17 protein-coding genes are annotated in these 21,016 nt (G+C 69.2%); 8 read left to right on the forward strand and 9 right to left on the reverse strand.

Going from position 1 to position 21,016, the window contains the following annotated elements:
* Nucleotides 1-4 precede the first annotated feature (4 nt).
* The 6 genes from WBA97_RS27450 to WBA97_RS27475 all read right to left on the reverse strand — a co-directional run bounded on the left by WBA97_RS27450 (nucleotide 5) and on the right by WBA97_RS27475 (nucleotide 6,269).
* On the reverse strand, nucleotides 5-1,408 hold the full coding sequence (locus tag WBA97_RS27450; RefSeq protein WP_424233822.1) for an FAD-binding oxidoreductase: 1,404 nt from the start codon (nucleotides 1,406-1,408) through the stop codon (nucleotides 5-7).
* Nucleotides 1,409-1,490: 82 nt separating this feature from the next.
* The gene (locus tag WBA97_RS27455; RefSeq protein ID WP_424233823.1) at nucleotides 1,491-2,048 is read right to left on the reverse strand and encodes a hypothetical protein; all 558 of its coding nucleotides are present in this window, start codon (nucleotides 2,046-2,048) and stop codon (nucleotides 1,491-1,493) included.
* Between the two features lie 43 nt (nucleotides 2,049-2,091).
* Complete coding sequence (locus WBA97_RS27460) at nucleotides 2,092-3,516, reverse strand: trehalose-6-phosphate synthase (RefSeq protein WP_424233824.1); 1,425 nt, start codon at nucleotides 3,514-3,516, stop codon at nucleotides 2,092-2,094.
* A complete protein-coding gene (locus WBA97_RS27465; protein ID WP_424233825.1) occupies nucleotides 3,513-4,736 on the reverse strand; it encodes an MFS transporter in 1,224 nt (407 codons plus the stop codon). Before WBA97_RS27465 ends, WBA97_RS27460 begins: the two co-directional genes overlap by 4 nt.
* A 4-nt stretch (nucleotides 4,737-4,740) precedes the next feature.
* A complete protein-coding gene (locus WBA97_RS27470) occupies nucleotides 4,741-5,517 on the reverse strand; it encodes a hypothetical protein (RefSeq protein ID WP_424233826.1) in 777 nt (258 codons plus the stop codon).
* 173 nt (nucleotides 5,518-5,690) lie between these two features.
* Nucleotides 5,691-6,269 carry a dihydrofolate reductase family protein gene (locus WBA97_RS27475; RefSeq protein ID WP_424233827.1) on the reverse strand — a complete coding sequence of 193 codons (579 nt, stop codon included), beginning with the start codon at nucleotides 6,267-6,269 and terminating at the stop codon, nucleotides 5,691-5,693.
* A gap of 151 nt (nucleotides 6,270-6,420) precedes the next feature.
* Here WBA97_RS27475 and hppD point away from each other — a divergent pair, with 151 nt between their 5' ends.
* The 4 genes from hppD to WBA97_RS27495 are packed head-to-tail and all read left to right on the forward strand — an operon-like array spanning nucleotide 6,421 to nucleotide 10,784.
* On the forward strand, nucleotides 6,421-7,464 hold the full coding sequence (gene hppD, locus WBA97_RS27480) for a 4-hydroxyphenylpyruvate dioxygenase (protein ID WP_424233828.1): 1,044 nt from the start codon (nucleotides 6,421-6,423) through the stop codon (nucleotides 7,462-7,464).
* Nucleotides 7,465-7,496: 32 nt separating this feature from the next.
* A complete protein-coding gene (locus WBA97_RS27485) occupies nucleotides 7,497-8,771 on the forward strand; it encodes an NAD(P)/FAD-dependent oxidoreductase (protein ID WP_424233829.1) in 1,275 nt (424 codons plus the stop codon).
* Nucleotides 8,772-8,788: 17 nt separating this feature from the next.
* Nucleotides 8,789-10,546 carry a non-ribosomal peptide synthetase gene (locus tag WBA97_RS27490; RefSeq protein ID WP_424233830.1) on the forward strand — a complete coding sequence of 586 codons (1,758 nt, stop codon included), beginning with the start codon at nucleotides 8,789-8,791 and terminating at the stop codon, nucleotides 10,544-10,546.
* A 16-nt stretch (nucleotides 10,547-10,562) separates the two neighbouring features.
* Nucleotides 10,563-10,784 (forward strand): MbtH family protein, encoded by a 222-nt coding sequence (locus tag WBA97_RS27495; protein ID WP_424233831.1) that lies wholly within the window; start codon nucleotides 10,563-10,565, stop codon nucleotides 10,782-10,784.
* Between the two features lie 359 nt (nucleotides 10,785-11,143).
* Here the strand turns inward: WBA97_RS27495 and WBA97_RS27500 are convergent, their stop codons facing one another.
* On the reverse strand, nucleotides 11,144-12,502 hold the full coding sequence (locus WBA97_RS27500) for a cation:proton antiporter (RefSeq protein ID WP_424233832.1): 1,359 nt from the start codon (nucleotides 12,500-12,502) through the stop codon (nucleotides 11,144-11,146).
* Between the two features lie 168 nt (nucleotides 12,503-12,670).
* Nucleotides 12,671-14,215, reverse strand: coding sequence for a 4-hydroxyphenylacetate 3-hydroxylase family protein (locus tag WBA97_RS27505; protein ID WP_424233833.1), 1,545 nt, complete (start codon nucleotides 14,213-14,215; stop codon nucleotides 12,671-12,673).
* A 251-nt stretch (nucleotides 14,216-14,466) separates the two neighbouring features.
* Here WBA97_RS27505 and WBA97_RS27510 point away from each other — a divergent pair, with 251 nt between their 5' ends.
* From WBA97_RS27510 to WBA97_RS27525, 4 genes are all read left to right on the forward strand, one after another.
* Complete coding sequence (locus WBA97_RS27510; RefSeq protein ID WP_424233834.1) at nucleotides 14,467-15,645, forward strand: acyl-CoA dehydrogenase family protein; 1,179 nt, start codon at nucleotides 14,467-14,469, stop codon at nucleotides 15,643-15,645.
* 34 nt (nucleotides 15,646-15,679) lie between these two features.
* Entirely contained in the window at nucleotides 15,680-16,105 is a 426-nt protein-coding gene (locus WBA97_RS27515) for an SgcJ/EcaC family oxidoreductase (RefSeq protein ID WP_424233835.1), read from the forward strand.
* Between the two features lie 78 nt (nucleotides 16,106-16,183).
* Nucleotides 16,184-17,209 (forward strand): NAD-dependent epimerase/dehydratase family protein, encoded by a 1,026-nt coding sequence (locus WBA97_RS27520; RefSeq protein WP_424233836.1) that lies wholly within the window; start codon nucleotides 16,184-16,186, stop codon nucleotides 17,207-17,209.
* Between the two features lie 157 nt (nucleotides 17,210-17,366).
* Nucleotides 17,367-17,516 carry a hypothetical protein gene (locus tag WBA97_RS27525; RefSeq protein WP_424233837.1) on the forward strand — a complete coding sequence of 50 codons (150 nt, stop codon included), beginning with the start codon at nucleotides 17,367-17,369 and terminating at the stop codon, nucleotides 17,514-17,516.
* A 79-nt stretch (nucleotides 17,517-17,595) separates the two neighbouring features.
* Here the strand turns inward: WBA97_RS27525 and WBA97_RS27530 are convergent, their stop codons facing one another.
* Nucleotides 17,596-20,691, reverse strand: a complete 3,096-nt coding sequence (locus tag WBA97_RS27530; protein WP_424233838.1) for a BTAD domain-containing putative transcriptional regulator — start codon at nucleotides 20,689-20,691, stop codon at nucleotides 17,596-17,598.
* Nucleotides 20,692-21,016 lie beyond the last annotated feature (325 nt).

The following is a 21,016-nucleotide window of genomic DNA, read 5'->3' on the forward strand; positions in this document are numbered from 1 at the left end:
TGCGTCAGTCCGGCGCGATCACCTTTCCGGGGTTGAGGATTCCGGCCGGGTCGAGCGCGGCCTTCACCGCCCGGTGGACCCGCATGCCGACGGGACCGAGCTCGCGTGCGAGCCAGTCCCGCTTGAGCAGGCCGACGCCGTGCTCGCCGGTGCAGGTGCCGCCCAGGTCCAGCCCCAGCCGCATGATCTCGTCGAACACCACCCGTCCACTGTCCACACTGGACGGATCGGCAAGGTCGACCACGATGACCGGGTGGAGGTTCCCGTCGCCGGCGTGCCCGACCACACCCACCAGCACGCCGTGCCGTGCGGAGATCTCCTCGACGCCCGTGACGAGGTCGACGATCCGTGACCTCGGCACCGCGACGTCGTCCACCACGAGGCCGCCCCGGCCACCGGGAAACGCCTGCGCCGCAAGGCGTTCCATTGCCGGGTGGGCGAGCCTGCGGGCCGAGGTCAACGCCTGCGCCTCGACCGCGTCGTCGGCGACGTACAGCTCGCTCGCGCCCGCTTCCCGGCAGCACTCCGCGATCAGGGCGAGGTCGGCCGCGGCGCGGTCGCCGGTGTCGGTCGCGACCAGCAGCATCGCGGCGGCGTCGGTGGAAAGGCCCATCGGCTGGTACGCCTCGATCGCCCGCAGGTGTGTGCGGTCGAGCAGCTCCAGCATGCTCGGCACGTGGCCGGCCGAGGTGATCGACGACACCGCCCGCCCGGCGGCCGCCACCGTCGGGTACACGGCCACCATGGTCAGTGCGTCCTGGGCCGATGGCCGGAGCCGGACGGTGATCTCGGTGATGATCCCGAGCGTGCCCTCCGAGCCGACGAACAGCCCCGTGAGGTCGTAGCCCGCGACGCCCTTGACCGTGCGGCGGCCGCAGCGCAGGATCTCGCCGTCGGCGAGCACGACCTCCATGCCGAGCACGTACTCGCCGGTGACGCCGTACTTGACGCAGCACATCCCGCCAGCGTCGGTCGAGACGTTGCCGCCGATCGTCGAGGACTCCCAGGAACCGGGGTCCGGCGGGTAGGCGAGGCCCTCCTTGGCGGCGGCGCGGCGCAGCTCGGCGTTGACCACACCCGGCTGCACGACCGCGATCCGCTCGGCCGGGTCGATCTCGAGGATCCGGTTCAACCCGGTCAGTGACACGACCAGAGCGCCGTCGACCGCGTTGGCCGCGCCCGTCAGCCCCGTGCGCGCACCCTGTGGCACGACCGGCACGCCGTGCGCGGCGGCCACCCGGACCGTGGCGGCGACCTCCCCGGTGTCCTGCGGGCGCACCATGGCGAGCGGCGTGCCGGCTGCGCACAGATCGGCCTCGTCGCGGCGGTGGCCGGCCAGTAGGTCCTGGTCGGTGATCACCCGGTCGGCCGGCAACACCGCCAGCAGGTCCTCGACTGTGGATCCCATGCCGTCAACGCTAAACGACCGCACCGGCACGACTCCAGCCCACGACGCGAACACCGCATTCCGAAGGACGTTCGCGGCCGGCTCAGCCCGTCATGACCCTTTGCCCGCGTGGCAAGGGCTCCTGCGCCGGTTCGTCCATTGGGGACCGGCTGGCCGGGATCGCCACGTCCACCGGGTACCGCGGTTCGACCGGCAGCGACACCCGCACCGCACCGGCCGCCAGTGCGCCGGTGTAGGCCACGTGTTCCATGTGCCGCAAGGGATGGCTCTCGCCGTCGGTGGCGTGTTCGCGCATGCTCAGGCCGTAGCCCGCGAAGAGCAGGACCACGCCGGTCTCGGTGGCGGTGGGGAGCCAGCCCTCCGGCAGGTCCAGCGGGATGTGGTCGAACAGGGGCCGGTGGTGCGGCCACTCGAGGGTCACCTGGTGATCGTCGTCTATCACCACTCGCCAGGCCCGCACGGGTCTCGGGTCGAGGAGTGCCAGGTCGGTGGTCAGTCGCAGGCCGCCGCGCAGCGCCACCTGGTACAGCGCGTCCTCGGCCATGCCGCCACCGGTTCGCCGGTCGGGTGCCTCGCCTTCCAGGAACAGCACCGCGTTGCCGTGCCAGAGGCCGGCTTGTACATGGAGTTCACTGTTCATCTCTGCCACCACTTTGTTCGGTTGATCCGTCAAAGCTCTCCGCTCAGGCGGCCCGGGTACCGAAGTGGCCGGTGTCGTCCCGGGAGAACACCGCGTCGAGCCACCGCTGTGCGCTCTCCTCGCGGAGCAGCGCCCGGCGGGCGGTCGCGTCACCGGTTCGCGTGCTCCGCCCGTCGAGTGCGGCCTCCATGGCGGCACTGGTCTGGTCGATGTCGAACGGATCGATCGCGACGGCGAACTCGCCGAGTTGCTCGTGCACGCCCGCGTTCTCCGACAGCAGGATCGTCGCGGAGTCGGGAAGCACCAGTGCCGCTTCCTTGGCGAACAGGTTGAGCCCGTCGTAGGTGGAGTTGACCAGTGCCGCGTCGCTCATGCCGAGTGCCGCGATCACGCAGTTGCGTGAGTCGCCACCCGTTCCCGGGTAGATCAGCGAGACCGCCTCCCGGTCAGGAGTGCCGAAGCGCTCGTTGATCCTGCGCACGACCGCCTCGGTCTCCTGCCGGTAGGTGTCGTGTCGTGCGGCTGCCCGGCTTGGCACGGTCGCGACGGAGGCGAACCAGCATTCGCCCGCGAGCTCCGGGCGCCGCGCCAGCATCGCCTCGTAGGCCAGGAAGCCCCGGGTCATGTTCTTCCACAGATCCAGCCGGTCGGCCCTGGTCAGGATCCGCCGACCGGCCGCGAGTTCGGCGAGCCTGCCCTGCCAGCGGGTGGTCGCGGGCTCCTCGCGGACCTGCTCCACCGTGTCCACGTCGAGCGGGAACGGTACGGCGACCATCCGCGTCGTCCCGCCCCGGTAACGGATCGTGTTGCCGTCGATCGTGGCGCCTGGCAGATACCGGCGGCAGCACGCGAGGAACGCGTCCACCCAGCGGTCCGCGTGGAAGCCAACGACATCGCATCGCAGCAGGCTTGCCAGGATCCTGGTGCGCATCCAGCCCGGCAGGATCGAGAAGTAGTCCGGCTCGCACCACGGCGTGCCGAGGAAGTACGCCAACCGGTTCGCACGCTCTCCCTGTTCGGCGTAGTACTCGGGCACCAGCATCAGATGCGGGTCGTTGATCAGCACCAGCTCGTCAGCCGCGTTGCCGGCCAGTTCGCCGAGGCGCCTCGCGTAGGTCCGGTTGACCTCCTCGTACCCGCCCCATGCCTCGACCATGTCGCTGTCGACGACCGGTTGCCTGGACGTGTCGTGCAGGTAGTGCAGCATCCCGAGCAGCAGTCCGATGGACACGGTGTCGTAGTGCTGCTGCCGGGAGGTCTCGTCCAGCTCCACCGGATGCAGCCAGACATCGCCGTCCAGTGGCACCGACCCCGTCGACGGGCTGCCGGGCGGAGCCGTGAAGACCCAGTGCCCGCCGTGTTGGGTGAGCAGCGCGATGAGCATCGGCACCAGCCCACCCGGCGAGCGCGGCAACAGCCCACCGGCGTCCCACCGGGGACAGCTGTTGCTCAGCGTCAGCAGTTTCACGCGGGGATCCTCCTCAGGAACAGGAACACGGCGGCCGGTATGGCGATGAGGCAGTACGTGAGATAACCGCCGAGTTCGGCGACCAGGCCGGAGACCGGGCCCGCGGCGGCCGCGGCGAGCCCCATCATCACCTCCGCGATGCCCTCAACATGGGGCCGCGTCCGCGCGGGGACAGCCGTGCCGAGCAGCGTGCTGCCGCCGACGACGCCACAGTTCCAGCCGACGCCGAGAACCAGGAGATGGACGGTCATCACCAGGACGCCCGAGCCTTCGACGAACAGGCCGATGACCATGGCGACGGTCAGCAGCAGGCCACCGAGCCTTGCTACGACGGCCGGTCCTGCCCGGTCGGCCAGCAGCCCGGTCAGGGGCGCCACCGCGAACATCCCGGTGACGTGCAGCGCGATGATGGCGCCGACCTGGCCCAGCGAATGCCCGTGCCCGGTCAGGTGCACCGGCGCGATGGTCATGACACCGACCATGACGAAGTTCGTCGCGGCCAGGACGATGACGGCCGTCACCGCCGCCGGGCGGTGCATCGTGTCGGCCAGGACGGCCACGATGCCACGCCCGTCCCCGGGCTCGGGGTGCGTGGCGAGCGCACCGGACCGGGCGGCGAGCAGCACCGCGGCGCCGCCGAACGCGAGCACCGCCACCAGGTACAGACCCGCCAGCGGCGGCAGGCCCATCGCCCGCGCCACGGACCCGCTCGGTCCGAGCAGGGTGGGGCTGACGATGGCGCCGAGTGCCATGGCGGCGAAGACCACGCCGATCGCCCGGCCTCTGGTGCCCTCGGTGGCCGCGTCCATGGCCGCGTATCGCGACATGAACACCGACGAGTTCGCCACCCCGAGCACGAAGCTGCCCGCGAGGAGAAGGGGCAGGTTCTGCCACAGTGCGGCAAGGACCACGATCAGGGCGCCTGCCACACCGATGGCGTAGCCCAGCGCCAGGCCCCGGACGCGGCGGCCTGCCGCCGCCTGCTGGGCGAGCAGCGGCGCGCCGGCGGCGGAGCCAACGACGAGCAGTCCCAGCGGAACACCCGCCATCGCGTGCGCCCCGGTGATGTCCACGACCAGCAGCGCGCCTGCCGTGCCGCCCGCGGCGAGGCCGGTGCTCCCGACCGCGGTGGCCGCGGCGAGCAGGGCGAGTGCCCGTCGCCGCGGCCCGGTGCCCGCACCCGGGGACACGGGGTGGGGCTGTGGTTGACGCACTGTCATCGCGTCATGCCGCCAGTGCGTCCCCGGCCATGGGCCTGGACTCGTAGGACAGCCGGCCGGCCATGGTGGCGTGGCGCATGGCCCTCGCCATCTTGATCGGGTCGCCCGCCTGCACAAGGGCGGTGTTGACCAGCGTCGCGGCCGCTCCCAGCTCCATGGCCAGTGCGACGTGCTTCGCGCTGCCGAGGCCGCCTTCCACGACCACCGGGATCTCGCACTGCTCGATGATGGTGCGTATCGACCTCGGGTCGACGATGCCGCGGCCGGACGCGACCGGGGCGGCCATCACCCGCAGCGCAGAACACCCGAGGTCCACCAGCTCCCGCGCGACGCCGAGGTCGGGCAGGATGAACGGCAGCAGGTGGGTGCCCCGCGCACGCAGTTCGGCCGCCGCCTCGACGGTCTGCCGGTTGTCCGGCACGTTGTCGTGACCGCGCACGTCGAGCTTCAGGATGTTGATACCCAGTGAGTCGTGCAGGATCTCGGCGGTCCGCAGCGCGCTCTCCTTCGACCGGGAGAACGATGTCGTGCCGATCCACACGAACTGGTCCAGCGGTAACTCGGCGTCGAGGTCGGACAGGAGCAGGCTGGAGCGCCTGCTGTCCGGGTCGACGGTCGTGATGAACACGTCGGCTCCGGTCGCCTCGAGCACGTTCTTGACGTCGGTCACCGAGTCGTACTGCTCGATCCCGACGATCAGTCGCGAATGGAATTCGGTGTCACCGATCGTCAGCCAGGCCTTCTCGCCACGCGTGACGTCCAGATCATGGATTGTGCCCACGAATTTCTCCCTCAGCTACGGGCGACGGATGAACGCCGACAAAGGCTCCGGCACGGGTTTGGGGTTTCAGAAACCAGAAGCGTAGAGTCGCGGCTCGTGCGTGGACAACTTCCAGGATGCTCAATGGGTTAATTATCTGTGAATGGTCCGGGAAACGCGCTTTCGGCGATGGTTCAGGCATGCGGGGTGGGCCGGTAGGTGAGCTCCTGGGTGTGGCCGTCGAGCGTCCGGCTCTCGATCAGCTCGAGGTCGAAGCCAGCCGCGTCCTGGAACACCGGGTCCACTCCGGACTGACCGGAGATCACCGGGAAGAGTGTCACCTGGACGCGGTCGACCAGCCCGGCGGCCATCAGGGCCCTGTTCAACGTCAGGCTGCCGTGTGAGCGCAACGGCACCTTGGACTCCTCCTTGAGCCGGGCGACGATGTCGACGGGGTCGCCGCTCACGACTGTCGCATCCGGCCAGTCGAGCGCTCCCTTCAGCGTGCTCGACACCACCGTTGCCGGCAGGTCCCTCATCCGGGTGACCCATGGGTCACGAACCTCGGCGCCATCGGCGCTCGCGGCCAGCATCCGCGCGTGCCTCCGATACGTGGTGGCGCCGAAGACCATCCGCTGATCCTCGCTGTACAGGGCAAGGCGGTGGTCGAGCAGCTCGGGGCCCTGCTTGCCCCAGTAGCCGCCCCAGTCGCCGCTGTGGGCGCCGAAACCGTCGAGGCTCGAAAAGACGTCGAAGGTGTAGGTGGCGGTCATGATGCTCTCCTCGGGGTAACGGTTCCTCGGCAATCAGAAAGATGCGCGTGTGTGTACCGGATGTCAACGTCAGTGGGAGTCTCGTATGTCAGCGTCTCTGGCAGCTCCTGGAGGGTAGATGACGATATCGCGAGCGCAAGTATTCGAAAACATGGCCGTTGATTATGTCGAGTTCTATGTCGCGGACATCGAGCAAAGTATCAACTGGCTTGTCGATGGTTACGGCTGCGCGGTACGTGCGATTCCTGTGGACCTGTCAGGGGATGTCCGGTCGGTCGTGGTCGGGCAGGGCGAGATCGACCTGGTGCTGACCCAGGCGGTCGAGCAGGATCACCCGGCGGCCGCGTATGTCGAGCGGCACGGTGACGGGGTGGCCAACATCGGTCTGCGGGTGCCGGACGCGGCCGGCGCCTTCGAACAGGCGGTGCGCGGTGGCGCGCGCCCGGTCGCGCCGCCGGCCGAGCGCAACGACGTGGTGACCGCGTCGGTCATGGGTTTCGGCGACGTGACGCACACGTTCGTGCAGCGTCCGGCCGGCTCAGCCGCGTACGAGGCGCGCGGGCTGGGCTCCGTCTCCGTTCCCGGGGACGGCGACGGCCTCGGGCTGACCGCCGTCGACCACTTCGCGGTCGTCGTGGAGCCGGGCCAGATCGACGACACCGTCGAGTTCTACCGGCAGGCGCTCGACTTCGACCTCACGCTCACCGAGCGGATCGAGGCAGGCGACCAGGCGATGTACATCAAGGTCGTGCAGAGCAAGTCGCGGGCGGTCACGCTGACGCTCATCGAGTCGGACGTCTCGCTGGAGGCCGGGCACATCGACGCCTTCCTGAAGGACCACGGCGGGCCCGGCGTGCAGCACATGGCGCTGCGCACCAACGACATTCTCGCCTCCGTGGGGCAGATCGGGGACCGCGGCATCGAGTTCCTGTCCACTCCGGACGCTTACTACACCTTGCTGGCCGAGCGCGTTGAGCCCGACCGGCACAGTGTCGAGGAGCTCCACGCACTGAACATCCTGCTGGACGAGGACCACGGCGGTCAGCTCTACCAGATCTTCGCGAAGTCGGTGCACCCGAGGAACACGATCTTCCTGGAGATCATCGAGCGGGCGGGCGCGAGCACGTTCGGCAGTTCGAACATCAAGTCGTTGTACGAAGCGGTCGAGACCCAGCGGTACCGGGACGGCAACTGAGCAGCGTAGTGACTGACGGAGGAATCACGACAATGGCTGGCACGGAAGACTTCGACGTCGTCATCATCGGCGGCGGTCCCGGCGGGTCGGCGACAGCCGGTCTGCTGGCACAGCAGGGCCACAAGGTGCTCGTGCTGGAGAAGGAGAAGTTCCCCCGCTATCACATCGGCGAGTCGCTCATCACCGGTTCGATGCCGACGATCGAGGCGCTCGGCCTGCGCGAGAAGCTGGACCGGATGGGCTACGTCCGCAAGTACGGCGGCACCCTCATGTGGGGGCGCAACCAGGGCGCATGGGACTTCCGGTTCACCGAGGCGTCGGAGTACGAGTACACGTTCCAGGTCCGCAGGGCCGACTTCGACTCGGTGTTGCTCGGGCGGGCGCGCGAGCTCGGCGCGCTGGTGATCGAGGAGGCCACGGTCCAGGAGGCGATCTTCGAGGGGGACCGTGCCGTCGGCGTGCGTTACCTGCGCAAGGGCGACGCGGAACCGACCACCGTGAACTCCAAGCTGCTGGTCGACGCTTCCGGCCAGCAGCACCTGCTCGCCCGCAAGCTCGGGCTCATCGAGTACCACAACGACCTGCGCAACATCGCGGTCTGGGCGTACTTCCAGAACTGCAACCGCTACAGCGGAACGCGGTGGGGCGACACGCTCACCGAGAACCGCCCGCACGGCTGGTTCTGGTTCATCCCGCTCTCGGACGGGACGGTGAGCATCGGTTACGTGACGCCCATCGACGAGTACAAGAAGGCAGGCAAGTCGCTGGAGGAACTGCACGCCAGTGAGCTGGCCTCGGCCGACGAGATCACCTCGCTCACCGCGCCGGCCACCAGGGTGAGCGGGTACCGCACGATCAAGGACTGGTCCTACACCTGCACGAAGTTCTACGGTCCCGGCTGGGCACTGGTCGGCGACGCGGCGGCGTTCATCGACCCGCTGCTCTCCACCGGCGTCGGCCTGACCTTGCGTGGTTCGCTCGGCCTGTTCGAGACGGCCAACCTCGCGCTGCGCAACCCGGACCAGGAGGCGGCGCTCTACGAGCGCTACGAACGTAACTACCGTGAGTTCCTCAACTCGCTGCTGGAGTTCGTCCGGTTCTTCTACGACCGCACGAAGTCCGTTGAGGACTACTGGGAGGCGGCGCAGCAGAGCATCGACCCGAAGCGCCTGCGGCCGCGCAAGATCGACTTCGCCCGGATGTTGTCCGGTGTCTCCGGCATGCGTGACATCTTCGACGGACCGTTGGCGCTGCGGGCGTTCCAGGACTCCGACGCGCCGCAGACGCCGGACACGCTGGCGGGATAGGGATGGGAAACACGGAGATGGGATCACTTGCAATCCCCGAGCGGTTCGCGGAACAGGTCGCGAGGACGCCGGACGCGGTGGCGGTGTCCGCCGGTACGGCCAAGCTGACCTACCGGGAACTGGACGAGCGTGCCAACCAGCTCGCGCACCGGCTCATCGGGCTCGGCGTCCGCCAGGACGACCGGGTGGCGGTGTTGCTGGAACGGTCGATCGACCTGGTGGTGGCGATCCTCGCGACGGTCAAGTCCGGCGGCGTCTACATCCCGGTGCACGAGGACTACCCGGCCGACCGCCAGCAGTGGGTCGTGGACCACTCGGACGTGGCGGTGCTGCTGGCCGACACCACGATGCGTGACGCGGGCCTGCCGACCGGCGTGCCGGTCGTGATCGTCGACGACGACCCGGCCACCGAGGAGCAGCCGGTCACCGACCCGTCGGTGCCGATCCACCCGGACCAGCTGGCCTACGTGATCCACACGTCCGGCTCCACCGGCCACCCCAAGGGTGTCGCGGTGACCCAGCGGGACGTGGTGCGGCTCATCTTCAATACACAGTGGACGGTGGAGCGGCACGCGCGGGTGCTGATGGTGGCGCCGTACGCGTTCAACGTGTCCACCTACGAGATCTGGATGCCGCTGCTGCACGGCGGCCAGGTCGTTGTCGCGCCGCCGGGGCTCCTGGAGCCTGCCAAGCTGCGCGAGCTGATCACGGAGGAGCGGATCACCGGGATCCACCTGACGGCCGGTCTGTTCCGGGTGCTCGCTGAGGAGTCGCTGGACACGTTCACCGGACTGTCCGAGATCCTCACCGGCGGGGACGTGATCTCGCCGGGTGCGGTGCGCCGGGTGCTGGACGCCTGTCCGGACATCGTGATCCGGGCGATGTACGGCGTCACGGAGTGCTCCCTGTTCTCCGCGCACCACCCGCTGACCGCGTCCTACACTCCCGGCATGCTGGTGCCGGTCGGGGACGCGTTCAACGACGTCACGATCTACATCCTGGGCGACCGCCTCGAACCGGTGCCGAACGGCATCGAGGGGGAGATCTACATCGCAGGCCGTGGTGTCTCCCGCGGTTACTTCGGCCGCACGGACCTGACCGCGGAGGTGTTCGTCGCGGACCCGTTCGGTGGTCCGGGCGCCCGCATGTACCGCACCGGAGACCTGGCCCGCCGCAACGACGACGGCCTGATCGAGTTCGTCGGCCGGGCGAGCAGCCAGGTGAAGATCCTCGGCTTCCGGGTCGAGCTTGCCGAGGTGGAGGCCGCGCTGGTCGACTACCCCGGTCTCGCGCAGGTTGTCGTCGTGGTGCGGGAGCTGGAGTCGGGGGAGAAGCGGCTGGTCGGCTACGTCGTAGCCGAGTCGGGTGAGATCGACCTGGGGGCGCTGCGCGCGCACGCCAGGCAGACGCTGCCCGACTACATGGTGCCAGCCGCGTTCGTCCAGCTGGAGTCGCTTCCGTTGACGTCGAACGGGAAGCTGGACCGCAAGGCGATGCCGGAGCCCGACTTCGAGGCCACCTCGGCCTACCGGGCGCCGGAGACGCCGCTGCAGGAGGCGCTGTGCGCGATCTTCGCCTCGGTGCTGGAGACACCCAAGGTCGGCATCGACGACAGCTTCTTCGACCTCGGCGGCCAGTCCCTGCAGGCGATGCGGCTGCTCAGCCGGATCAGGGCCGAGCTCGACGTCGACCTGCTGATCAACGTGCTGTTCGACGTACCGACCGTGGCAGGGCTGGCAGAACACATCGACACCGACGCCGCTGCGGCAGCCTGAGCCGGAGGAGAAGCGGATGCCAAACCCATTCGAAGAGAAGGACGCCAACTACACCGTCCTGCGCAACGACGAGAACCAGCACTCACTGTGGCCGTCGTTCGCGCCCGTACCGGACGGCTGGACGGTCGTGCACGGCCCCTCGGGCCGCGAGGACTGCATGACCTACGTGCGGGAGAACTGGATCGACCTGCGCCCGCGCAGCGTCACCGAGTTCATCGCGGCACAGACCGCGAGCTGACACGACAAGGATTCCGTCCGGCGATCCTCTCGCCGGACGGAATTTTCTTGTGCCTTCGCTGGGTTTGCTTCCGGGGCTCTTCGCTGGTTTGTCGCCGGTTTGCCTCCGGCGGCGTCCCCATCAGAGGTGGCGGACAGGCGCGATGTCCCGAAAGGCGCTTTCAGGGCGTTGAGCGTCCCAAAGGCGCCTTTCGTGGCACCAACTAGGCAAACCGGTGGATTCAGGCTCAACGTCCTGAAAGACGGGGCACGGGGTTCGCACCCTGCGGCCCGCGAAGCGGGGTTGACCAAGGCGGCGTCCGTTGCGCGACCGGACAAACCGATAAGAAATCGGTGGATTCAGGTTGAGCCCCGGCAGCGTCACGCGGCTCGCAGCGTAGGTCCGTCATCGTCGTCGGCGTTGTCGTCGGCGGTGGGGCCGTTCAGCCAGCGGTCCCGCGCCTTCTCCTCGGCCGTCACCTCGATGTTCCTGGCGGCCAGACGCAGCATCGGCGGCGCGGTCAGCGACGTGATGATCGCGACCAGGATGATGATCGTGTACATCTCCGTGGTCAGCACGCCCAGCTGTAGCCCGACGATGGCGATGATCACCTCGATCGCACCACGTGCGTTCAGACCGGCGCCAAGCGCCATCGACTCCCAGCGTCCCATGCGCGCGGTGCGAGCCCCGAGGTAGGCGCCCGCGAACTTGGTGACCACCGCGACCACCAGCACCAGCCCGGCCGCGGCGAGCACCGTCGGCCTCGCCAGCGCCGTCAGGTCCATGCGCAGGCCTGCGGTGGCGAAGAACAGTGGCGCGAGCACCGCGGTGACGAACGTTCGCAGCGGCGCGAGCTTCTCCCGGTCGAGGTACTTCGACGACCCGATCACCATGCCGCCGAGCATCGCGCCGAGCACGGCCTCCAGGTGCAGGGCCTGCGTGAGGGCGGCGAAAGCGAACAGCAGCAGCACGACCGTGGCGGTCATCGCGCCATGGTCCCGGGTCCGCCCCGCGAGGCGCAGCACGTACCCGACCGAGGGCCGGGCGACGGTCATGCAGATGAGGACGAGCCCGGCGATGAACGCGACCGGGAGGAGCACGTTCGCGGCGCGCACGCCGACCGTCGCCATGGCGGACACGACCGACAGGAGCAGCCAGCCGACCAGGTCGCTCGCGGTGGCGCTGCCCATGATCAGCTGACCGACGTCGCGGTGGAGCAGGCGCATGTCCAGCAGGGTCTTGGCGATGACCGGAACGGCGCTCACGCACATGGCGACGCCGACGAACGCGGCGAAGGGGACACGGTCCGCGCCCTGTGCCACGAGGTCGTCCGGCAGCACCAGCCCCAGCGCGACACCGGCCGCGAGGGGCAGGACCAGCGCGGTCGCGCTCACCCATGCTGTCGCGCCCGCTCTGCGGCGCAGCAGTCCGACGTCGATGCCGATGCCGGTGATCCCGACCAGCAGCAGCACACCGAGGTAGCCCACCGCGTCCACCAGGTGCAGCTGGCGCTCCTGGCCGGTCTGCAGCCACCCGGCCACGTCCGGGACCAGCGTCCCGACGATCGACGGCCCGATCAGGACGCCCGCGCACAACTCTCCGATGACCGATGGCAGACCCAGGCGCCGGGCCAGCAGGCCCAGCAGCAGGGCGCTGCCCAGTAACAGGCCGATGAGGGTCACGAACACCAGCACCTGGTGGCCACTCATCGGGGCGATCGGTTCTGCGGAGAGGTTCATTCCGCTCCCTTGGTCGGGTAATTGACCAGGGGGCGCTGTGACACCCGGATCCCTGGCCTGTCAACGACTTCAGGGTCGCATCTGATCATCTCGCCGCGCGTATCGCTGGATGCGCGCGGTTTTCGTTTCTTTGGATCGATCGATAACCCCGGTCGATCGTGAGGCCCGTCATCCCAGAAGGTCGCGGCCCGCTTCGCCGAGTTGTTCGAACGAGGCGAGGTCGGGTACCTGCCAGCCGTCCAGGTCGTATTCCGCGAGGCACCGGTCGACGAGTTCCTTGTACGAGTCCAGCTGGCCGTCGGCCATCTGGCCGAGCAGCAGTTCCACCCGGGTGTTCTCGTGGTTGCCCGCGTAGTTGCGTTCGTAGAGTTCGTGGCGGCCGCCGAACTCGGTGCCGACGGCGTCCCACAGGAGTTTCATCACCTTGACGCGTTCGACGGAGTCGATGCCGTGTGAGCCGCGCAGATATTTGTCGAGGTACGGCCGGACTTCGGGGTTCTGGAAGTCCTTCGCGCTCGAGTTGAGGTAGATCAGTCCACTTGCGACATCCTGCAGGACGATCTCACGCATGCGCGCGTAACCGAGCTGGGAGAACCACCGGTACGCCGCCCCGTAGTTCGGGTTTGGGAGTACGGAGCCGTTTCGCCACGGTACGGGGTTGCGGGCGGCGGCGTCGGAGAGGCCCCAGAACAGGTTGCGCCAGGCGATGACCTCGCCGAGTCGGGTTTGTACGCCGCGGAAGTCGCTGACGCCGGTGATGTCGAGTGCCTTGGCGAGCAGGCCTGCGAGGAACTCGAACTTCACCGCGAGCCGGGTGCAGCCGTGGAAGGTGAACCGCTCGATGAACCCCGAGTGCCCGGTGAACATGCCGACCTTGACGACGTCACCGTAGATGAACACGTTCTCCCACGGGATGAGCACCTTGTCCAGCACCAGTACCGTGTCGTTCTCGTCCATCCGCGAGGACAGCGGATAGTCGAACGGGCTGCCGGTCAACGCGGACGCGGCCGTGTAGGACTGGCGGCAGATCAGCTTCATGCCGGGTGCGTCCATCGGCACGGTGGCCACCAGGGCGAACTTGCGGTCCTTGATCGGCAGCCCGTAGTGCGCGACGAAGTTGTAGTGGGTCAGCGCCGACCCGGTCGCCACGACCTTGGCGCCGGACACGATCAGCCCGCTGTCGGTCTCGCGTTCGACATGGACGAACACGTCGGCGACCTCGTCCGGTGGCCGGTTCCGGTCCACCGGCGGGTGCACGATCGCGTGGTTCCAGTACAGGACCTTCTCCTGCGACTCCCGGTACCACCGCCTGGCGTTGTCGGCGAACGGGTTGTAGAACCCGGCGTTCGCGCCGAGGGTGCCGAGGAACGCGGCCTTGTAGTCGGGGGAGCGGCCCATCCAGCCGTAGCTCATGCGTGCCCACGCGGCGATGGCCTGCTGGTCGGCGACGAGGTCCTCGGCGCTGTGCGGGGTGGTGTAGAAGCGGTGGGTGTAGCCCTCGCTGCCGCCGTGGTCGGTGGCGGTGGTGAGCACGTCGTGGTGCTCGGGGTCGTGCAACGCGTCGTAGAGCCGCGCGGTCATCCGTACCGGGTTGCGGAAGGCGGGGTGCTCGGTCACGTCCTTGACCCGCTCACCGTACAGATAGATCTCCCGGTCGTCGCGGAGGCTTTCGATGTACTCCGCGCCGGTCAGCGGCCGGGTCTGCTCGGTCACTGGGGTCACCGCCCTCGTGTGGTGGCATGGGTCGGCATCCAGGATCACACCGCCGCCGCCCGAGGGACATCCTTGCGAATGCTGTCTTCACGCGTCGTCCGTCGCCTGTGGACGGTGGCGTAACCCGCACGCCGGGAGATGCACCGGTGACCTGGCCGGGGGACGCTCGACAGGAACAACCGCGGACGCGGGCGAGCCCCTCGCGCGACACGTGTTCGTGCTCGTTCCGACCCCATTGCTTGGAGGACATCTTGGCCACCACGATCCCACCGCGCGAGGAAATCGTGCGGAAGGCGACGGAGCTGATCCCGCTGCTGCGCAAGCACGCGGCATGGGCCGAGGAGAACCGCAGGCTGCACGACGAGTCGATCGAGGCACTGGCCGACGCCGGTGTGTTCAAGCTGCGGCGCCCCAAGCACTTCGGCGGGTACGAGGCCGACACCCGCACGCTCACCGAGGTCAGCACCGCGCTCGGCCAGGGTTGTGGCTCCACCTCCTGGGTGGCGTCGGTGTACTGGATCCCGACCTGGATGGCGTGCCAGTTCCCGGACGAGGTGCAGGAGGAGGTCTTCGCCACCCCGGACACGCGGATCTGCGGGACGCTGAGCCCGTCCGCGATGGCGACGCCGGTCGACGGCGGCATCGTCGTCAACGGCAGGTGGGGCTTCATCAGCGGCGCGCACCACGCGCAATGGCAGGAGATCATCGCGATCCTGGTGCCGCCGGACGGCGAGCCGTACCCGGTGATGGCACTGGTGCCGCTGTCGGACCTGTTGGTCGTCGACGACTGGGACACCGCGGGCCTGCGTGGCACCGGCAGCATCAGCACCGTGGCGAAGGACCTGTTCATCCCGCAGCAGCGCGTGCTGCCGCTGCCGGTCGTGCTGTCCGGCCAGACCGCGTCCAAGCGCAACGCGAACTCCACGATCTACCGCGCGCCGCTGATGCCGGTCGCGGCCGCGTCGTCGACGGGCGCGATCGTGGGCATGGCGAAGGGCGCCAAGGACGTCTTCCTTGACCGGCTGCCCGATCGCAAGATCACCTACACGAACTACGAGAGCCAGCGCGAGGCGCCGATCACCCACTTCCAGGTGGCCGAGGCGGCACTGAAGATCGACCAGGCCGAGTTCCACGCCTGGCGCGCGTCGAACCTGGTGGACCGCAAGTGCGAAGAGGGCACCGAGTGGAAGCTCGAGGAGCGGGCCAGGACGCGGGCCGACGTCGGCAGCGTGATCAGGCTCGCCAAGGAGTCGATCGACGTCCTCGCCACCGCGAGCGGCGGGACCTCGATCTACAGCGGGATCCCGATCCAGCGGATCAACCGTGACATCCAGGCGGTCAACCAGCACGCGCTGATGCACCCGAACACGAACTTCGAGCTCTACGGCCGGGTGCTGTGCGGTCTCGAACCCAACACGCTCTACATCTGACAGCCGGTCAGTCGAACATCAGGAGGAAGCAGGAATGACCACCGATGCGGACAAGGCCGCGATCGCCGCTCTGACCCAGAAGGTCCTGGCCGCGTGGGCCTACCACGACGCCGAGACTTTCGCGGACGTGTTCGTCGACGACGGCACGATGATCCTGCCCGGGTCGTTGTCCACCGGCCGGGACGAGATCCGTGAGCAGATGACCAAGGAGTGGGCAGGCCGCTGGCAGGGCACCCAGGTGACCGGAAAGCCGATCAGCATCCGGTCGCTCGGCCCGGACGTGATGCTCCTGCTGAGCCTCGGCGGCGTCCTGCACCCCGGTGAGACCGAGGTGACCGAGGCGAACGCCATCCGCGCCTCGTGGCTGGCGGTCCGTCAGGACGGCGAGTGGAAGCTGGCCTCCTACCAGAACTCGCCGCGCTACGGCGCGGACGCCGGAAGTGCCGCCAAGGCGGCCTGACCCCGGCGAGCGACCACAGGGGCCGTTGTCCGTGCCACGGGCAACGGCCCCTTCTCGTGCCAGTACCTGGAGGTTCTCTTGCTGATCAGTGTCACCGGAGGTACCGGGTTCGTCGGCGCGCATTCCGTCGCCGCCGTGCTCCGTGCGGGTCACCGGGTCCGGCTGCTCGTCCGTGATGAGTCCACAGTGGAGCGTGCACTCGCGCCGTTGGGGGTGGACACCACCGAGGTGGACGTGGTCACGGGCAATGTGCTCGACCGGTTCAGCGTGGAGCGGCTGGTGCGTGGCGCCGACGCGGTCCTGCACGCGGCGTCGGTCTACTCGTTCGACAGCCGGGCACGCCGCGAGATGGGCAGGACCAACGTGGCGGGCACCGAGGAGGTGATGGCCGCCGCGCGCAGGGCCGGGGTCGGCCGGGTCGTGTACGTGTCCAGCTTCGGCGCGCTGCTGCCCGCGCCGGGCCGGGTGCTCGCCAAGGACTCACCGGTCGGCCGCCCGAGGGAGGCCTACCTCGCGACCAAGGCCGCCGCCGAGTCCGTCGCCCGTGCCCACCAGGCCGATGGCGCCCCGGTGACGATCACCTACCCGCCCGCGCTGCTCGGCCCGCACGATCCCAAGCTGGGTGACCAGGTCACGCGGCTGCGCAACACGCTGCGCGGGCTGATGCCGGTATGGCCGTCGGGCGGGCTGCCGGTGGGCGACGTCCGCGACACCGCCGCGTTGCACGCGGCGCTGCTTGGGGAAGAACCTGCCGGAAACCGCCATTTCGGGCCCGGCCACTATGTGAGCACGCGGCGGTTCGTGGCGACGTTGCGGGAGGTCACCGGCCGGGCGTTGCCGACGGCCTATCTGCCGGCGCGCGCCATGTTGCCGCTCGGCGCGTTCATGGGTGTGGTCCAGCGGATGTGGCCGTGGCACATCCCGGCCGAGTACGGCGCGATCTACACCTGCGCGTGCGCGGCGCGGGTGGCGGAGGACGCGGGCGGGCGGCCCAGCAGGCCAGTGGAGGAGACCTTCGCCGACACCGTCCGCTGGTTGCGCGACGCCGGCCACCTGTCGGCCAGGGCGGCGGGGGCCGTCGCCGTCGGTGTGCACGCGGGGTGACCGACAGGGGCGCGCTATCGCGCTATCTGATCGCTATCGACCGGCGAGAGAATTCCTTAAATTGCTTGAAAATCAACTGAAGGTGCGCCCCTGTCTACTTGTTCTCGAGCGGGATTTCCGCAGAAAGAAATCAGAGAACAGTTCCGGAGGCAATGCCATGTCTGCCATTCGCAAGATCGTCCTGTCCTCAGCCGCCCTGTTCCTCGGCCTGTCCGCGATGTTCATGGCGACCGCCACGGCGACCGCGGCATCCCAGCCGACGACCGTCGAGTGCGACAACGACTGGCAGACGCCCCCCTGCCCGTGATCGTGACCGCATAGGACCGGTGGCAGGCGACTGCTCGGGGGAGTTGCCCTGCCACCGTTCATCGACTCCGTTCGCCGAATCAGTGGAAGACGGCGCCGCCGCGGTTGCGTTCCAGCTCCTTGCGCAACCGGACGGCCTCGGGGGACTCGACCGTGGCGAGCAGCTCGATGGCCTGGCCGAGATCGCAGGCCGCGGGCTCGTCCTCTCCCCGGCCCTGGTGGACGTCCGCACGCAGGACCAGTGCCTTCGCCCGCCACATGGTGGCGCCCAGCTCGATGAACAGTGCGAGAGCCGCCTCGACGTGAGTGGCGCCTGCCGTCTCCTGGCCGCGGGTCAGCGCGATCTCGCCGAGCGCGTAGTGCGCCCACCCGGCGACCATGCGCTCGCCGACCTGCTCGGCGAGGGACAGGGCGTGCTGGAGGGTGGTCTCCGCGTTGTCCAGCCGCCCGGAGCGTTGCCGGACCACCCCCAGCCGGTACAGCGCGTACGCCTCGCCGATGCGGTCGCCGAGGTCCCGCACGATCAGCAGTACCCGGTTCAGCGACTGGTGAGCCTGTTCGAAGTTGTTGACGAACTGGTGCAGCTCGGCGAACCGGATCAGCACCTGCGCCTCACCGCGCAGGTACCGGACCCCCCGGCAGTGCTCGAGCGCTGCCTCCAGAAGAGCTTGCGCGCGGTCGGTGTCCCCTCCATCGATGCACACCTTGGCCATGTTCCGCATGATGTAGGCCTCGCCGACCCGGTCGCCGACCGCGCGCATCTTCTCGAGGGCCACCTCGTACTTCGCCATCACCTTCTCGTCCCCGTCACGCAGGCGGTCGAGGGTGGCGATGTTGCGCAACGCGAGGGCGTAGCCGTGGTCGTCGCCCAGCCGCTCGAAGATCTCGAGCGCGGCGGTGTAGCAGCGTTCGGCCTCGGCCCAGCGGGTCTGCTGCGAGTGCATCCCGCCGAGCGAGTAGAGCATGGCGGCGCGACCGCGCTGGTTGCCCGCAGCCTCCGCCGCGGCGAGCGCGCGCTCGCCGGTCTCGCGCCAGTCGTCGAAGTAGCCCTTGACCTCGAACAACGACACCGAGGTGAGCGCGAGGTCCCAGCTCGCCTCTGCCAGCTCGTAGTCGGCGGCCAGCCGGACGGCCGACACGAGCGAGCGGCGCTCGCCGTCCAGCCATTCGATCTGGTTGCCCATCTCGTCGATGTCCTCCAGCTCGGCCGCGCGGGCCCAGCGGGGTGCGGTGCCGTGGAGGATCGTGTAGTTGCCCCCGTGTTCCTTGCGGTGCGCGTGCTCCGCGCGGGCCAGCCAGGCGCCCAGCAGCCGCTCGACGGTCTCGGTGCGCTCGGCCTCCGACTCCACGGTGTTGAGCAGTTCGGTGGCGTAGACCCGGATCAGGTCGTGGAACCGGTAGCGCAGTCGCTCGCCCGGATACTGCACCGTGTCCAGCAACTGCGCGTCGACCAGGGTCTCCACGACCTCGAGGGCGTCGTACGGGTCGGCGTCGACCAGGGCGGCGGCGATCCACCCCGGGAAGTCGGGGGTGGTGACCAACGCGAACCGGCGGAACAGGCGCTGCCCGACCGCCGACAGCACCTGGTAGCTCTGGTCGATGTTGGAGCGCAGCACGAGGCCGCGGAAGGACAGCTCGTCGAGCCTGCGCACGCTGTTGCGTAGCCGCGCGACCAGCAGGTCGATGCGCCAGTGCGCCCGGGACGCCAGCCGGGCGCCCGCGATCCTGATCGCCAGGGGGAGGCCGCCGCACAGCTCGACCAGCTCGCGCGCCGCCGCCTGCTCGGCCACCAGCCGGTCCTCGCCGACGATCGTGGCGAGCAGCTCGAGCGAGCGGTCGACGTCGAACACGTCGATGGCGATCTGGTGTGCGCCTGGCAGGCCGGACAGCCTCGGTCTGCTGGTCACGACCACCGCACACCCGGCACCCGCCGGCAGCAGCGACATGACCTGGGCCTCGTCCGTCGCGCCGTCGAGCACGACCAGGACCCGCCGGTTGGCCAGGCGGCTGCGGTAGAGGTCGCCGCGTTCCTCGTCGTCGTCGGGCATCGCGTTGCCGTCGACGCCCAGCGCACGCAGGAACCTGGCGAGCACGCCGCGCACGCGGTCGTCGCCGCCCGAGGACTCCAGGTCGCCGTAGAGGTGGCCGTCGGGGTAGGAGTCACGTAGCTCGTGCGCGGCACGCAGGGCGAGGGTGGACTTGCCGACGCCGCCCTTGCCGGAGATCGAGACGATGCGCATGCCGTAGTTCTCGGTGTTCCCGCGCTGCTCGTCGCTGCCGAGCGCGTGCTTGATCTCGGCCAGCTGCGCCTGTCTGCCGGTGAAGTCCGCGATGGTCGCGGGCAGCCTGCGCGGCACCACCGTCTGCGGCTCCTGCGCGGCCGTCGCGGGCCGGACCTGAGGCCCGGCGCCGCCGCCCTTGGCGACGTCGAGCCCGGGGTCGCGCTTGAGGATCGCGGTCTCCAGCCGTCGCGCGCTGTCGCCGAGCTCGATGCCGAGCTCCTCCATCAGCGTGGCCCGTGCCTGCCTGCACACCTCCAGCGCCTCGGCCTGACGGCCGGACCGGTACAGCGCGAGCATCAGGTTCTCGTACAGCCGTTCCCGCAGCGGGTACTCCTTCACCAGCGCGAAAAGCTCGCCGACGATCTCCTCGTGCCTGCCGAGCGCGAGGTCGAGGCGGATCCGCTCCATGATCGCGGTGACCCTGGCGTCCTCGAGCTGGGCCGCGTGCCTGCGCAGCGGCTCCGAGTACATGCCGGCCAGTGCGGGGCCGCGCCACAGCGACAGCGCGCTGCGCAGCGCGGCGACGGCCTCGGAGACGCGGTTGGCCTCGATGTGGGTGCGCGCGGCGGCCACGAGGCTGGTGAACCGGGCGATGTCGAGGTTGTCCTCGGGGATCTCGAGCAGGTAGCCGGGTGGGCGGGTGCGGATCTGCGCCTCGTCGCCCGCCTTCGCCAGCACCCTGCGCAGCCCGGACACGCAGATCTGGATCTGCGCGCGTGCCGTGTTCGGCGGCGCGGAGTCCCAGACGGCGTCGATGAGCTGTTCGACCGGGACCACCCGGTTCGCGCTGAGTGCGAGAGCGGTGAGCACAACCCGTTGCCGGGTGCCGCCGAGGTCGAGTTCGTCGTGGTCCACCGACAGCACCAGAGGCCCCAGCAATCGAAGCGCCAGCACGTCTCGCCCCCAGTATCGGCAGACCTTCCCTGGTTCCCGTCGGCTGCCGGGCGCCGAACCGAGGCCCCCTCCAACCAGGCTCGTCCAGACGAGTGTCTCATACCGCGCGACGATTCCTCCGCGTTCGGGTGCTAATGGCGACGCGCGAATTCGACGAGAATCAGTGACGGGGAAGGAAGCGAATGCGCACAGAATTGCCGGATTTGCGGGAAATGATGGAATCCGGCCGTTCACGCCGGTGGTAGCCATCCCGCATGACCCGTTCCGCGGCGCCATGTGGGGCGGACACCGGAGCTCGCCGACCCCCGGCCGTTGAGCCGGGGGT

The organism is Actinophytocola sp. (assembly GCF_049647105.1).
In the GTDB taxonomy this organism is placed as follows: domain Bacteria; phylum Actinomycetota; class Actinomycetes; order Mycobacteriales; family Pseudonocardiaceae; genus Actinophytocola.